Below are 15,564 nucleotides of genomic sequence, written 5' to 3'. Positions count from 1 at the left end.
TGCTCCCCCATTATTTAAATGATCTATGATTAAGAATATTGAAATCGCTCAATAATCATCGGCTGGAGCTGTTTGCCGCTCAGGGCCGCTTCGCACGCCTCCAAAATCAAATCCATTCTGGCGACAAGCGAATTCGGCTTCGCTTCCGGCGCATCCTGGCCGAACGGGACAAAATAAATGTTCTTCGTAACGAGCAGCTTCGCAATATTCGCGGAATTCAGTCCGAGCCCGTCATTAGTAGAAATGGCCAGTACAAGCGGACGCTGGTTGCGCATCTGTGCTTTAGCGGCCATTAGGACAGGACTTTCCGTCATTGCATTCGCGAGCTTGCTGGTCGTGTTGCCCGTGCAGGGGGCGATCACCATGACATCGAGCTTCTTGGATGGACCGAGCGGTTCCGCTTCGACAATCGTTGCGATGGGATCGCTGCCGGTCATATCTTTAAGCTGCTTCTGCCAATCCACGGCGTTCCCGAATCTCGTATCCGTCGTCAAAACGGATTGAGAGACGATCGGCACAACCGCGGCGCCTGCATCTATGAATCTTTGAATCTGCGGCATAATCTCTTCCAAGGTGCAGTGAGAGCCCGTCAACGCAAACCCTACCGTTATCCCGTTCCAGTTCATTCCGGATCACTCCCATTCCTGATGTCTTCCACCATCAACTGACTCAGCGTATTCGCCAAAATCCGACCAGCTGTTTTGGGTGCGACGATCCCGGGTAGGCCTGGAGCGAGCATCGCCTTAATCCCCCTCTTCTCGGCAAAGCGGAAATCCATTCCGCCCGGCTTGGAAGCTAGGTCGATTAATACCGCGCGATGCGGGATATTCGTTATTATTTGCGCTGTGACTATCATAGTCGGAATTGTGTTAAAAAGCAAGTCAATATTCCCCACTTCCTGATAGAGTTCGCGGGTATAAAACGGCGTAAAACCCATCTCCAAAGCCCTGGCAAAATGCTCCGGTTTTCGCACTCCGACCTTCACTTTTGCTCCCAATCCCTGAAGGGTGCGAGCCATCGTCAAACCGGTTCTTCCGAACCCCAAAACCATCGATTGCGAGCCGTGAATCGTAATGTCCGTATTCTGAATGGCGATCATCAAAGCGCCTTCCGCCGTCGGAATCGAATTGTAAATCGCTACGTCGTCCCGCTCGAGAAGCTCGACCAGTCTCAGGCCCTGCGCCGCGCAAAGCTGCTTCAAGTATGGCTTTGCCATGCCCGTATAAATCACGGCATGTTTAGGGAGAGCGCCGAGCAGTTCCGCCGTAAGCGTCAGTTCGCTGCCGGAAAAAATCCCTTCCACACGCCCTTGTTCATCCGTTCCCACAACCGGCAAAACGAGCGCATCGGCTTTCTCCAGCGCTTCGGGTGAAAGCTGCTTACCCGCCGCTCCGCCGAACGGCTTCTGCAGATTATCAAATCCGATTAAAGTCACGGACGCATCCAGCTCGATCAGCTTATCGATCACTTCAAGCTGACGGGCATCGCCGCCGATAAAAACCACTTCCGCTCCGGTGAGCATACTGTTTCCGTTCCTCCCTTACGTACATCCGTCTTCATAACATACAGTATGCCGACGCCTACCCAAGGGTGACAGCCGCTTGCCGGGCGTCCGTACATTGCGGCTTCAGCCCTCTTTCTCAAAGGCATATCTTTGGCGGACGCAAAAAAGACCTCTTCTCAGCTTCGGACTGAGAAGAGGCCTCCCTGCATTTAATCCATCCCCGAAGGGCTGGGGAACAATGCGGAATGAAGCATGTCCGGCCCGCCAACTGGGGGACCTGTCCAGCCAGCGATGGAACGCCGGCCGGCCGCTGCCGTCTTTATTACTGCCTGTATTCCGGCAGGAAAGCGGCTATTGACGGGTTTCGGTCGTTAATCCCGTATGGCCGAAACCTCCGGAGCCGCGCGTCGTGTCATCCAGCTCGTCCACTTCCGTCAATAAGACGGCCGGCACAAGCTGGAATACCATCTGCGCGATTCTTTCGCCGCGGCGGATCGTGAATGTCTCCTGACCGTGATTGATCAGGAGCACTTTGACTTCGCCGCGGTAGTCCGCATCGATCGTGCCCGGCGAATTCAGTGTGGTGATGCCCTGCTTGTAGGCCAGTCCGCTCCGGGGGCGGATCTGGGCCTCAAGCTCCACGGGCATCGCCAGCGCGAACCCCGTCGGTACGAGCGCCCGTTCGCCGGGCGCCAGATCCAGGGGTTCGATATTCGCCGCATGCAGATCGAAGCCGCTTGCAGCGGCGGACATTTTCTCCGGCAGCGGTAAACCTTCGCTGCCGGGCAGGCGCTTAATGCGGACGGGGAATGCTGTCGGGTTATTTTCCAAGAAGCTCATCTCCTCTGATTGACTGCAATGCCTCGTCGCGGCTGCCGACCATCGCAATGGCGAATGGCTTGGAGAACAGCTTGCGGGTCAAGGCGTGGATATGCTCCATCTCAACGCTTTCGATCCGGTTGATCATTTCGTCGAGCGTGTAATGTCTTCCGGTCATCAGCTCGTTCTTGCCGATCCGGTTCATCCGGCTGTTCGTGCTTTCCAAACTAAGGATCAGGCTGCCTTTCAGCTGTTCCTTGCCTTTTCTCAGTTCCGCATCCGTCATGCCTTTCTCCGCGATTTCACTGAGCATTTCGATCGTCACTTTCAGAACTTCCTCCGTTTGTTTCGGAGCCGTTCCCGTATAGATCGTAAATACCCCGTTGTCGATATGGGAAGAATGATACGAATACACCGAGTAGGCCAGTCCCCGCTTCTCACGGATTTCCTGGAACAATCTGGAGCTCATCCCCCCGCCGATCGCATTGTTGAGCAGCACCATCGGATAAAGGTTTTCTTCACGAAGGGAAAGACCCGGCAGCGACAGGCAGATATGATTCTGTTCCGTCGTCTTGGCCTGGAAAACCCGCTCGCTCATAAACGCGGGCTCTTCCTGGTTCTGCTGCATACCCGAAACGTCGAAATGACCGAAATGCTTCTCCAGTAGCCCGAACACGCTGTCGTCTATGTTACCAGCTACGGCAATCACGGTATTCTCGATGGTGTAGCATTCTTTCATATAAGCCCGCAGATCGTTCGGCTTCATGCCGGACAAGTGCGCCTGCGTGCCCAAAATGGTATACCCCAGCGGATGGCTTCCGTAGGCGGCTTTTGCCACGAGATCGTGAACCAGATCGTCGGGAGTATCTTCATACATGGCGATTTCTTCGAAAATGACGTTCTTTTCTTTCTCCAGCTCTTCTTCATTAAAGACGGAATTAAAAAACATATCGGATAAAATATCTACCGCAATGCTCAGATGTTCATCGAGCACCTTGGCGTAATAACATGTATATTCTTTGGATGTGAAAGCATTTACATTTCCGCCGATTCCGTCGAACACTTCCGCGATGTCTTTGGCGCTGTGGCGCTCTGTGCCTTTAAAGAGCATATGTTCGATAAAATGGGAAATTCCGTTATTCAGCTGAGTTTCGTTCCGGGAACCGGTTTTCACCCAGATTCCGATCGCTACCGAACGGCAGGTCGGAATTTTCTCCGTCACGACTCTGAGCCCGTTATTTAAATGGGTTTTGTTCACCAAGCTGTTCCTCCTCAAATGTACGCACAATCGGGTCCGCTTAGGAGCCCTTAGGTTCAACTTTGATTTTAACAAAAATGTCGAAGTGACTCAACCTGACCGCTTTTCGTCACCCTTGCCCGTTCCCTGAGCGGGAGCCGATATCCGCTGCGGTGACAGCGTTTCGCTTACCGTGCCCGGCTGCAGCCCCCTGCTTTTGATAATCGAAATCATTTCGGGAAGCGCGGCGCTGGAAGACTGGGTCGGATGCATCAGAATGAGCGTGCCGGGCTCTATATTTTTGCGGACTTTGACAAGAATCGCGGGGGCCCCCGGGTTTTTCCAGTCCACGGTGTCCAGTGTCCACATGACGGTTTTCAACTTAAGCTCTGCGGCTATTTTTACCGTTTCCGCGTCAAAGTCTCCCGAGGGAGGAGCGAAAAGGACATTGGTGACACCGAGTTCCTTTTTAAGAAGCTCCTCGGTTTTCACAATTTCCTCATAAGCCTTGGAGCGGTTGAGCGTACTCATATTCTTGTGCGAATAAGCATGATTGGACAATTCGTGTCCCTCATTCTGGATTTGTTTGGCAATGTCCATATGCTTCTTCAGCCAGCTTCCGTCGAAAAAGAAGGTAGCTTTTACATTTTCTTTGCGAAGCGTCTCCAGTATGGACGGAAGAAACTCTTCCCCCCAAGCGACATTAATCATAAAAGAAACCATCGGCTTTTTGGGGTTCCCTTTGTAGATAGGCTCCGGCGGAAGGTCGCTTAAGTTAACCTTGGGCGGAATTTGCTTCATGACAAAAGGCAGTTTGTCTCCCGCCCCATTCTTCCTGGCTGCCTCGTAGGTCTTGTCGATATCGACTTCGAGACCGTTATAGCCCGGGACCGCTTTCCAAACTCTGTCCACTTTCGCATCGATGGGGGCAACGTACAGACTTTTCGCTTCTTCCCGGATCCGTACGAGCAAAGCGTCCTCTGCCGGTTGTGCGGTCTTATCGTCACCTGGAGGTTCCGCCGCATCATTGGAAAGCTTTGTCTGTATCGTCATGGAGGACTGTTTTCCCTCCCGGATTCCCGCCACGAAGGTATGAACACTTTCGCTTTGCAGCAGCACCCACGTACACCCGGCCGTTACACAGCCAAGCAGCACCAGCTTCTTTGTTTGCATGAGATTCCGACTCCTCCGTAAAGATTATGTCAGAGTTTATGCAAAGCCGGACAGGGTTATGACTTGGACGATACGGCCCTATACGTGAAAATCCGGTTAAACAATGCAAAAAAGAGACAGAAAGATCTGGCTCTTTGTATGTTTGGTGCGATTCGGTTATTAGGATTGAGTGGAAACTTCGCTGTTCACGAGCGTTGCTTTGCGGGACAGGTTAACGCGTCCTTGATTGTCGATTTCCGTGACTTTAACGGTAATCGTATCGCCGACCTTAACGACATCTTCCACTTTGGCAACCCGTTCGGTAGACAGCTGGGAAATGTGGACGAGTCCTTCTTTACCCGGCAGCACTTCTACGAAAGCTCCGAACTTCTCCACGCGTTTTACCGTACCGAGGTAAGTTTCGCCGACAACGACGTCGCGTACGATGCCTTCGATAATCTGCTTGGCACGCTCGTTCATCTCCGCATTGGACGAAGCGATAAAGACTTTGCCGTCCTGCTCGATATCAATCTTAACGCCGGTTTCTTCAATAATTTTGTTAATGATTTTGCCGCCCGCTCCGATCACGTCGCGGATCTTGTCCGGATTGATCTGCATTACGACAATTTTAGGCGCATATGCGGAAAGTTCTTTCTTAGGTTCCGAGATACGCTCCAGCATTTTATTCATGATAAAGGTGCGGCCCGCCTTGGCTTGATCCAGCGCCTGCTTCAAAATGTCGCGATTGATTCCGTCAATCTTAATGTCCATTTGAAGTGCGGTAACCCCTTTGGACGTACCGGCCACTTTAAAGTCCATATCTCCGAGATGATCTTCCATCCCCTGAATATCCGTCAGAATGGAGAAATGTTCTCCTTCTTTGATAAGACCCATGGCAATACCCGCAACCGGAGCTTTGATCGGAACCCCTGCATCCATCATAGCCAGCGTGGAAGCGCAAATGCTTGCCTGGGAGCTCGAACCGTTGGATTCCAGAACTTCCGAAACGAGACGGATCGTATACGGGAACTCGGCTTCGCTTGGAATCACGTACGAAAGCGCGCGTTCTCCGAGAGCGCCATGTCCGATTTCGCGGCGTCCCGGCGGACGAAGCGGTCTTGCTTCCCCTACGCTGAACGGCGGGAAATTGTAGTGGTGCATAAAGCGTTTGGTTTCTTCGAGATCCAAACCGTCGAGGATCTGCACGTCACCGAGCGCTCCGAGCGTACATACGCTCAACGCTTGCGTTTGTCCGCGTGTAAACAGTCCGGAACCGTGCGTACGCGGCAGCAGGTTAATGTCCACGTCGATCGGACGGATTTCATCAAGTGCGCGTCCATCCGGTCTTACCTTATCATGGGTGATGAGGCGGCGGACTTCGTCTTTCACGATATCGTGAAGCACTTCCTTGACGTCTTTCATCTTCTCCGGCGTTTCTTCATACACCGCGGTAAAATGAGCAACGGCATCCGCGTTGACCGCGTCAATCGCTTCCTGGCGCGCATGCTTCTCTTGAACCTTGATCGCTTCAACGAGACGGGCTTCGGCAAACTCGCGAACGGCCGAGTTGATGCCGCCGTCTACCGTATGCAGCTTCACTTCCATTTTAGGAACGCCGGCTTCGGCAACGAGCTGCTCCTGAAGGGCGATTACTTTCTTGATCTCGTCATGCCCGAACATAATCGCTTCCAGCATAACGTCTTCCGGTACTTCGTCAGCGCCTGCTTCTACCATCATAATGGCATCCTTGGTACCTGCCACAACGAGATGAACGTCGCTCTTGTCTTCCTGCGCCGGAGTCGGGTTCACGACGAAGTTACCGTCAATACGGCCTACAATGACGCCTCCCACAGGACCGCTGAACGGCACGTCGGAGATGGACAAAGCGGCGGATACACCGATCATGGCCGTAATTTCCGGCGGACATTCCTGATCCACGCTCATGACGACTGCGACGATCTGTACGTCGTTACGGAATCCTTCCGGAAACAGAGGACGGATCGGACGGTCGGTCAGACGGCTGGAGAGAATCGCTTTCTCGCTCGGACGTCCTTCTCTTTTGATAAACCCGCCCGGAATTTTCCCTGCGGCATATAAGCGCTCTTCATAGTTGACCGTCAGCGGGAAGAAATCAAGATCCTTCGGCTCGCTGGAAGCGGTCACGGTGCAGAGCACAACTGTATCGCCATAGCGGGCAAGTACCGCGCCGTTGGCTTGCTTGGCTAAACGGCCGGTTTCAAGAATAAGCGGACGTCCGGCCAGGTCCATTTGCACACGTTTTTCCATACTAAACCTCCTAATTTTATCTCAAAACACGCGGAAATCGAACTATACCGCGCAAAATGGTTCCGGTTGGGAGAAAACGGCAGGATGTGCGGGAACTTGCGCCTCCTGCACCCCATTAATTATTCTGCGTATGTACAGTATTTCCTTCTTTGCAACGATTTAAAATACACAAAAAGCAACCCGGAGCCGCTGCGGAAGCTCGGCTCGGAGCCCACCACAGAGAACAGCAGGGTTGCTTTCTGAATGCGGATTTTATCTACGCAGACCGAGCTTTTCAATCAAAGCACTGTAGCGTTTAACGTCTTTGTTCTTAAGGTATGCCAACAGCTTACGACGTTGACCGACCATTTTAAGAAGTCCGCGACGGGAATGATGGTCTTTCTTGTGTGTACGGAAATGGCTCGTAAGGTTTACGATGTTCTCCGTCAGGATAGCAATTTGCACTTCGGGAGATCCCGTATCGCTTTCATGCGTTTTGTGCGTTTGAATCAGTTCCTGTTTACGCTCTTGAGTTAATGCCATCCCAATCACCTCCTATTCATATAATCGCCTGTGGCCCAGAGTGCGTCGGTGAAGCGCGGCTCCGCGCCAAGGTTCGTAATTGAAGCTTACGGCAACGCCGAAGCAACGTAAATCAGTATAGCATACATGATGGACAGAAGTAAATGCCAACGCCTACAGAATCTGCGCAAACTTCGTTTCAGCCGTCGCTACGTCTCTTCTGAGCTGGGTTATCAGCTCATCGATGCCGTTGAACTTGCGCTCGGGGCGCAAGTAATCGACAAATTCGACAAATACGGTGCTGCCGTAAATATCCTGGTCAAAGTCCAGGAGATGCACTTCGAGCGACATGACTTCTCCGCTGTGGAAGGTCGGCTTCGTGCCGATGTTCATAACGGCCCGGTACCAGCTTCCTCCCACAAAAGCACGCACGGCGTAAACGCCGGAAGCGGGCACGAGAAAGTTCTCGGACATCTGCAGATTCGCCGTAGGAAAACCGAGCTGACGGCCGCGCTTATCGCCGGACACGACGACACCGCGTATTCCGTAGCCACGGCCGAGCAGCTCGAAAGCCGCCGGCGGACGGCCGCTAAGCAGTGCCTCGCGGATCGCCGTGGAGCTGACCTTTGCGCCGTTCATCCGGTACGGGCGGATCACCTCCACCGCAAAGCGGCCATGGCCCAACTCGCAGAGCGTGTCCGGCGTGCCCCGGCCTTTGTAGCCGAACGTAAAGTCGAATCCGACTACGACGGTTTCAACGCCGAGCGCCTCCAGGACACGATCGACAAACTGCTGCGGAGAAGCCTGCATGAGCGCCGTATCGAACTTGAGCACGTACGTGCAGTCGACGCCCAGCTTTTCGAAGAGCTCCATCTTGTAGGAGGTCGGCGTCAAAAGCCGCGCATACTTCTCCTGGCCGAGCAGCTCCCGCGGATGCGGATCGAACGTCATGATCGCGGCGGGGACTCCCAGCTCGCGGGCATTTTCGACAGCGCGCTGGATAACTTCACGGTGTCCGAGATGCACACCGTCGAAATCGCCGATGGCGATGACCTTTTTACCGGCAAGCGGAAGAAGCTCCGCATTTTCGATGGGATAAGACAAATAAATGGTTTGCATGGGTACGAGTTCACCTACTATTCCTTGAACCGCTTTATACCGCCAGGGGTTAAAAAGATTCCGGCCGAAGCTCATCAGAGCAGCGAGCCGGCTTACTTACATCCTAATTAAAAACCTTGATCGGGGCAAGATGTCCTTCGGCCTCATTCCAGGAGAAAAGACCGATAAACCGCTGATGGGGATCATATACACGTATGATTCCCGTCTGCTCCACCCCTGCCTCGCTGTCGTCGCTATCCTGAAGGACGGGCGGCTGTTGGAGCCTGACTTTGCGTCCCTGCAGGGCAAAAACGGACAACTGCTCATTCAGGACGAGAGACGGCAAATAGTCGACCGCCCGGTCCGCCTGAATGATCTTTGTATCCAGAAGGCCTTCCTCGCGCAAACGAGGGAGGTCTTCCAGCGCCACACATTGTTCCAGCCCGATCCGTCCCGTGGAAGTGCGGACCAGCTCTTTCATCGCCGCCGGTACCCCCAAGGCTTTCCCTATATCCACACATAAGGTGCGGATATAGGTGCCTTTGGAGCAGAGTACACGGAAGCGGACTTCCGGATGATTCCGGTTCAAATCCAGCTCAAGCAGCTCAATCTCGTAAATGGTGACATTGCGCGCTTTGCGCTCGACTTCCACGCCCGCTCTCGCCAGTTCGTAGAGCCGCTTCCCGTCGACTTTCACCGCCGAGTACATCGGGGGAACCTGACTGATTTCCCCGACGAACGACTGGATGACGGAACGCACCTTATCCTCCGCAAGCTGAACGTGCGGAATTTCTTCCAGCACGTTTCCGCTCAGATCTTCGGTATCCGTAGCCAATCCAAAAACCACGGCTGCCTCATACTGCTTCGGCAGCTCCTGGATGTACTCGACCATGCGGGTTGCACGGCCGATACAAAGCGGCAGCACGCCGGTAACCTCAGGATCAAGCGTACCGGTATGACCGATCCGCTTAATCCCAAGAAAACGGCGCGCTTTCGCTACCACGTCGTGGGAAGTCATTCCCTTTGGCTTGAGGATTGGAAGTATTCCTTCTATCGTCATGGCAGTTTATTCCCTACTTCCTCTACAACCCGTCGGATGGCTTCCTCAATGGAGCCGTTAATCGTACAGCCCGCGGCGCGGACATGACCTCCGCCTCCGAACGACTGCGCGATCTGAGCCACATCTACCGCTCCCGCGGAGCGCAGACTCACCTTAACCGTCGATTCATTTCTTTGTTTAAACAAGAGTCCGACTTCAACTCCCTCGACATTGCGCGCGTAATTGACCAGCCCGTCCATATCTTCGTTGGTGGCGCCCGTCGCATCGATGACTTCGGTAGATACCGCAATCGTCGAAATACGCCCATTTTTATGGAAATCAAGCGTAGCGAGCCCCCGCTGAAGAATTCGGATCTGCTGAAAGGTCATTCGCTCCAGGAAAGCTTCGGCGAGTTCCGATCCTTTTACTCCCCATTCCAGAAGGTCCGCCGCCGTTTTCATCACTTTGGGCGTCGTGCTGGAATACCGGAAACCGCCCGTGTCGGTCAGCAGTCCCGTGTAAATACAGGTTCCGAAATCGATGTCCGCTTCCATTTCAAGGTGCCTGGATAAATCATAAATGATTTCAACGGTTGCAGCGGCGGAAGCCTGTATGACGGAACGACTCCCAAAACGGTCGTTTGTCGCATGATGATCGATATTAAGCAGCTTGGCATCGGGGGTAAATTTCTCACTCACCCGTCCGATCCTTGCAAAATCGGCGCAATCCACACTTATGATCGTATCGTAGGACGAGTGATCGGGCAGCTGGGACAATGTCAGAATGCCGTCAAACCCCCAGAGTCTGCTGAATTTTCCCGGTATATCCCCTTCATTGGCAAGCGTATAGCGCTTTCCCATCCGGTCAAGCAGCCACGCAACGGCTAAAGTAGAGGAAATGGCATCCCCGTCCGGCTGGACATGGGATACCACCAGGAAATCATTATGATCGTGCATGAATTGCTTTGCCGCCTCCAACTGCTCCAAATAGCTGCCGGAGGCGCCGCCGCCTGTAAACTGGCCCGCCGTCATTCAGCGGATTTCCCATCGTTAAGATCATGAAGCAGACTTTCGATCCGGCTTCCGTAATCAATCGATGTGTCGAATTTAAAGATAAGCTCGGGTACTTTGCGCAGTCGGATTCTTTTGCCCAGCTCGGAACGGATATACCCGCTCGCACTGCTTAAGGCTTTCAAAGTTCCTTCCTTTTGCTCATCCGTACCAAGCACACTGAGATAAACTTTGGCCTGAGACAGATCATTCGTTACGTCAACCCCGGTTACCGTAAGAAATCCGATGCGGGGGTCTTTAATTTCGCTCTGCAAAATTTGGCTGATCTCTTTCTTGACCTGCTCCCCCACTCTGCCTACACGAACTCTAGCCATAGCTGATCACCTCTCTACTGTTTCCATGACGAAGGCTTCGATGATGTCCCCTTCTTTAATATCATTGTATTTTTCAAGGGAAATACCGCACTCATAGCCTTGCGCCACTTCTTTGGCGTCGTCTTTGAAGCGTTTCAGCGCGTCCACTTTACCTTCGTAGACTACGATGTTGCTGCGAAGCAGACGAACTTCCGCGTTACGCGCGATTTTGCCGGAGGTAACCATACAACCCGCAATGGTGCCCACGCCCGTAATTTTGAAGGTGTTGCGGACTTCCGCATGACCGATAATGTTTTCTTTGAAAATCGGATCGAGCATACCCTTCATGGCTTGTTCGATTTCTTCAATCACATTGTAGATGATCCGGTGCAGACGAATGTCTACTTTTTCCTGATCCGCCGTTACTTGTGCGGCAGGCTCCGGACGAACGTTGAAGCCGATAATAATGGCGTTGGAAGCCGATGCCAGAATGATATCGGATTCGGTGATGGCGCCTACGCCCGTGTGAATCATCTTCACGCGTACCCCTTCCACTTCGATTTTCTCGAGGGAGCCGCGCAGCGCTTCAAGAGACCCTTGAACGTCCGCTTTGATGATCACGTTCAGATCTTTAATTTCACCGTCTTTGATGTGCTTATACAGGTCATCCAGCGTAACGCGGGAATTCGCCGTAAGCTCGGACTGGCGGAGTGTGATTGAACGCTTGTCGGCAATATCACGCGCTTTGCGCTCGTCTTCGAAGGCAAGCAGCGGATCTCCCGCCTGTGGAACCTCCGTAAGACCGGTAATTTCAACCGGAGTCGAAGGACCCGCTTCTTTGAGACGTTTGCCCTTATCATTTACCATTGCGCGGACACGCCCGAAACATACGCCCGCAACAAAGCTGTCGCCGACTTTAAGCGTACCGTGCTGTACGAGAATACGGGCTACAGGACCGCGTCCTTTATCCAGCTCCGCTTCGATAACCGTACCTCTGGCGCGCTTATCCGGATTTGCTTTATATTCCTGAACCTCAGCCACGAGAAGAATCATTTCAAGCAGGTTTTCCAGACCGATCCGCTGTTTGGCCGAAACTTCGCAGAAGATCGTGTCGCCGCCCCACTCTTCCGGTACGAGTTCATACTCGGTAAGAGCTTGTTTGATTTTCTCCACATTGGCTTCCGGCTTATCGATTTTGTTAACCGCCACGATAATCGGCACGCCTGCCGCTTTCGCGTGGGCAATCGCCTCGACGGTTTGCGGCATAACGCCGTCATCCGCCGCTACCACGATAATCGTGATGTCGGTCACCTGAGCGCCGCGTGCACGCATAGTCGTGAAGGCTTCATGGCCCGGGGTATCCAGGAACGTGATTTTCTTCCCGTTCGCTTCAACCTGGTAGGCACCGATATGCTGGGTAATTCCGCCCGCTTCGCCTTCCGTCACGCTAGTATGACGGATCGCGTCAAGAAGGGTTGTTTTACCGTGGTCAACGTGACCCATAATGGTAACGACCGGAGGACGTTCTTTCAGATCCGCCTCATCGTCCACTTCTTCTTCCAGCTCGAAACGGTCGTCTTCGACGCGGATTTTCAGATCCACTTCGACATTGTATTCCCCGGCTACGAGTTGAATCGTATCCAGGTCGAGTTCCTGGTTGATGGTCGCCATTACGCCGAGGAACAAGAGCTTCTTGATAACTTCGGAAACGTCCTTGTGAAGAAGTTTCGCAAGTTCACCGACCGTCATTGCGCCGCGCACAATAATTTTCTTCGGTGTGTTATCGATCTTCTCTTTCTTAACCATCGGCTCATGACCGCGTCCGCGCCCGTTATTGCGCCCGCCGCGGTTGTTGCCGCCACGGTTGCCTGAACCGCCGCGTCCGCCGCGTCCGTCGTCGTAACGGCTGGATTTGCTGCGGTCGTCGCGGCTGCCTTGTCTGTTGTCGCCCGTACGCTGACCGCTGCGGCCCGCATCCGTACCCGTAGCCGGACGTCCATCCGTTCTGCGAGGCGCCTGGCCCGGTCTTGCGCCGGCACCGGCAGATCCGCCGCGGTTTTGGCCGCCGCCTTGACCGCCGCCGCCCTGAGGGCGCTGACCGCCGCTGCCGCCTTGAGGTCCGCGGTTGAAACCGCCGCCCTGTCCGCCCGACGGACGCTGTCCGCCGCCGCCTTGACCGCCGCTCCGTGGAGCGCCGCCGCCTTGGCCTTGCGGACGCTGACCGCCCTGCGGACGGCCTTGACCGCCGCTTTGCGGCCCGCGGTTGTATCCGCCCTGTCCGCCTTGCGGACGCTGTCCGCCGCCTTGGCCGCCGCTGCGCGGTGCGCCTTGGCCTTGCGGACGATCGCCGCGAGGCGCGCCCGTTCTTCCGTCTCCGCTCGGACGCGGTGCACGGTTATCCTGGGAGCCTTGCGGACGTGCTTCCGCAGCCGGACGCTCCTCTTTCTTCGCTTGCTCGGACCCCGCTTGCTGCACAGGCTGCTTAGCGCTTACCTCTGCTTTGGGGTTGGACTGTTTGTCTTGTTTGGGTTGATTTGAATTTGGACTCACGTTACCTCCATCTGACCCTGCCCGTTTGGCAGCCGCATTCGCTTTAATGTCACGGAAAAACTTTTCTACGCTGCTGACCGCATTGTTTTCCATCACGCTCATGTGGTTGTTGACGGGTATATTCAAACGCTTCAGGATCGTTATAATTTCCTTGCTGCTCATATTCAAAGATTTGGCATATTCATAAACCCGAAGTTTATCCTTAGGATCTTGTTTATTTGTCAAACCCATTCACCTCCGGAGGTTATACCCGATACTTTTTCAGCATCCGGGCGAAGCCGTCGTCGACGACGGCAATCGTGACTCGAGCTTCCTTCCCTATGCTGGAACCAAGTTCCTCACGGTTGCCCAGGACCAGCAAAGGTACGTCGTATGAACGGCATTTGTCCTGAAACTTCTTGCTTGTATTGTCAGCCGCATCTTCCGCCAGAATGACAAGCTTCGCATCACCGGAGCGGATAGCTTTCAGCACGCTCTCTTCTCCGGTAACAAGTTTGCCTGCCCTCATGGCGAGACCTAAGTTTGAAAAATAATTTTTATTCGTCATCGTCCATCCCATCTTTGCCCGCGTGGAATTCTTCTTCCACCTGGATAAAATCCTGTTCAAGCTGATCGTAAATGGGAGCGCCCACCGCTTGCTTCAACGCACGGTCCAGCGCTTTGGATTTTTTGGCAAGCCTGAAGCAAGCCACTTTACCGCACAAATAAGCGCCTCTGCCCGACTTTTTGCCCTTCAGATCGATTTGGATCTCCCCTTCAGGGGTACGAACGACCCGAATCAATTCCTTCTTCGGCATCATTTCCTGGCAGGCCACGCATTTGCGCAAAGGTATTTTCCGCTGTTTCACGTCATCCTCACCTCGCCCCGCCGGCGTCAGTCAAAGCTGACGGAATCTTGATGCATTTCCTCGATCTGCGTTCTCGGACGGCCGTATTCCTGCTCCGCCTGCGCCTCGCTCTTGATGTCGATTTTCCACCCGGTAAGCTTGGCGGCCAAACGCGCGTTCTGCCCCTTGATTCCGATTGCCAGCGAAAGCTGATAATCCGGAACGATGACGCGGGCCATCTTCTCGTTCTCGAACACGTTGACTTCAAGCACCTTCGAAGGGCTGAGCGCGTTAGCGACGTACTCTTCCACGCTCTCCATCCAGCGCACGATGTCGATCTTCTCGCCGCGCAGTTCGCCGACGATCGTCTGGACACGGAGTCCTTTCGGACCTACGCAGGAACCGACGGGATCCACCTCGGTATTGCGGGAATGCACGGCAATTTTGGAACGGAAGCCGGCTTCCCTCGCAACGGACTTGATTTCTACGACGCCTTCGTAGATTTCTGGCACTTCCAGCTCGAAAAGGCGCTTGAGAAGCCCCGGATGTGTACGGGACAAAATGATCTGGGGACCTTTTGTCGTGTTCTCCACTTTGGTAATGTACGCTTTGACGCGCTCGCCCTGTTTGAATTTCTCGTTAGGCATTACCTCGGTCAGAGGCAGAACGGCTTCCACCTTGCCAAGATCGATATAATAATGGCGCTGATCCTGACGCTGCACGATTCCCGTAACGATATCTTCTTCTTTCTCGATAAAAGCATTGTAAATAAGTCCACGCTCGGCTTCGCGGATACGCTGCGTCACAACCTGCTTGGCGGTCTGTGCCGCAATGCGTCCGAAGTCGCGCGGTGTAACCTCGATCTCTACAATATCGTCCATCGTATAATTCTGGTTGATTTCCCGCGCAGCATGCAGCGTGATTTCCAGCCTCGGGTCCAGCACATCCTCCACGACGGTTTTGCGTGCGTAGACGCGGATGGTGCCGGTTTGCCGATTAATATCCACGCGCACGTTCTGCGCTGTGTTAAAGTTGCGTTTATAGCTGGAAATCATCGCGGCTTCAATCGCATCAATCAGCAAGTCCTTGGAAATGCCTTTCTCTCTTTCGATTTCAGCCAACGCTTCGATAAAATCCATGTTCATTTGAACCGAGTTCCCCCTTTCAATGGTTCGCAGACGCGGATAA

15 protein-coding genes are annotated in these 15,564 nt (G+C 53.8%); all 15 read right to left on the bottom strand.

What is annotated here, in order from left to right; all coding sequences use genetic code 11:
• Positions 1-29 precede the first annotated feature (29 nt).
• The 15 genes from C4S74_RS02955 to nusA all read right to left on the bottom strand — a co-directional run bounded on the left by C4S74_RS02955 (position 30) and on the right by nusA (position 15,521).
• Positions 30-626 (bottom strand): dipicolinate synthase subunit B, encoded by a 597-nt coding sequence (locus C4S74_RS02955; RefSeq protein ID WP_103993853.1) that lies wholly within the window; start codon positions 624-626, stop codon positions 30-32.
• Entirely contained in the window at positions 623-1,522 is a 900-nt protein-coding gene (dpsA, locus tag C4S74_RS02950) for a dipicolinate synthase subunit DpsA (RefSeq protein WP_103993852.1), read from the bottom strand. Before dpsA ends, C4S74_RS02955 begins: the two co-directional genes overlap by 4 nt.
• 333 nt (positions 1,523-1,855) lie before the next feature.
• Positions 1,856-2,293: a dUTP diphosphatase gene (gene dut / locus C4S74_RS02945; protein ID WP_374755390.1), complete on the bottom strand. Its 438-nt coding sequence runs from the start codon at positions 2,291-2,293 to the stop codon at positions 1,856-1,858.
• 31 nt (positions 2,294-2,324) lie between these two features.
• On the bottom strand, positions 2,325-3,581 hold the full coding sequence (locus tag C4S74_RS02940; RefSeq protein ID WP_103994255.1) for a pitrilysin family protein: 1,257 nt from the start codon (positions 3,579-3,581) through the stop codon (positions 2,325-2,327).
• A 90-nt stretch (positions 3,582-3,671) separates the two neighbouring features.
• Positions 3,672-4,733: a polysaccharide deacetylase family protein gene (locus C4S74_RS02935; RefSeq protein WP_103993850.1), complete on the bottom strand. Its 1,062-nt coding sequence runs from the start codon at positions 4,731-4,733 to the stop codon at positions 3,672-3,674.
• 159 nt (positions 4,734-4,892) lie between these two features.
• Positions 4,893-6,998, bottom strand: coding sequence for a polyribonucleotide nucleotidyltransferase (gene pnp, locus C4S74_RS02930; RefSeq protein WP_103993849.1), 2,106 nt, complete (start codon positions 6,996-6,998; stop codon positions 4,893-4,895).
• Between the two features lie 252 nt (positions 6,999-7,250).
• Positions 7,251-7,520: a 30S ribosomal protein S15 gene (gene rpsO / locus C4S74_RS02925; protein WP_009674959.1), complete on the bottom strand. Its 270-nt coding sequence runs from the start codon at positions 7,518-7,520 to the stop codon at positions 7,251-7,253.
• 153 nt (positions 7,521-7,673) lie between these two features.
• The gene (locus C4S74_RS02920) at positions 7,674-8,618 is read right to left on the bottom strand and encodes a bifunctional riboflavin kinase/FAD synthetase (protein WP_103993848.1); all 945 of its coding nucleotides are present in this window, start codon (positions 8,616-8,618) and stop codon (positions 7,674-7,676) included.
• A 103-nt stretch (positions 8,619-8,721) separates the two neighbouring features.
• Positions 8,722-9,657, bottom strand: coding sequence for a tRNA pseudouridine(55) synthase TruB (gene truB / locus C4S74_RS02915; RefSeq protein WP_103993847.1), 936 nt, complete (start codon positions 9,655-9,657; stop codon positions 8,722-8,724).
• The gene (locus tag C4S74_RS02910; RefSeq protein ID WP_103993846.1) at positions 9,654-10,667 is read right to left on the bottom strand and encodes a bifunctional oligoribonuclease/PAP phosphatase NrnA; all 1,014 of its coding nucleotides are present in this window, start codon (positions 10,665-10,667) and stop codon (positions 9,654-9,656) included. Before C4S74_RS02910 ends, truB begins: the two co-directional genes overlap by 4 nt.
• Positions 10,664-11,020 (bottom strand): 30S ribosome-binding factor RbfA, encoded by a 357-nt coding sequence (gene rbfA / locus C4S74_RS02905; protein ID WP_009672009.1) that lies wholly within the window; start codon positions 11,018-11,020, stop codon positions 10,664-10,666. The genes C4S74_RS02910 and rbfA overlap by 4 nt, the downstream gene beginning before the upstream one ends.
• A gap of 6 nt (positions 11,021-11,026) precedes the next feature.
• Positions 11,027-13,780, bottom strand: coding sequence for a translation initiation factor IF-2 (infB, locus tag C4S74_RS02900; RefSeq protein ID WP_103993845.1), 2,754 nt, complete (start codon positions 13,778-13,780; stop codon positions 11,027-11,029).
• A 13-nt stretch (positions 13,781-13,793) separates the two neighbouring features.
• Positions 13,794-14,096, bottom strand: coding sequence for a YlxQ family RNA-binding protein (locus C4S74_RS02895; RefSeq protein ID WP_103993844.1), 303 nt, complete (start codon positions 14,094-14,096; stop codon positions 13,794-13,796).
• Positions 14,086-14,397, bottom strand: a complete 312-nt coding sequence (gene rnpM / locus C4S74_RS02890; RefSeq protein WP_103993843.1) for an RNase P modulator RnpM — start codon at positions 14,395-14,397, stop codon at positions 14,086-14,088. Before rnpM ends, C4S74_RS02895 begins: the two co-directional genes overlap by 11 nt.
• 26 nt (positions 14,398-14,423) lie before the next feature.
• Positions 14,424-15,521 (bottom strand): transcription termination factor NusA, encoded by a 1,098-nt coding sequence (gene nusA / locus C4S74_RS02885; RefSeq protein ID WP_103993842.1) that lies wholly within the window; start codon positions 15,519-15,521, stop codon positions 14,424-14,426.
• Positions 15,522-15,564: the final 43 nt, after the last annotated feature.

Origin of the sequence: Paenibacillus sp. UNC499MF, assembly GCF_900107975.1 — a bacterium.
Classification (GTDB): Bacteria; Bacillota; Bacilli; order Paenibacillales; family NBRC-103111; genus Paenibacillus_F.
This window is presented reverse-complemented; position numbering and strand designations above follow the sequence as displayed.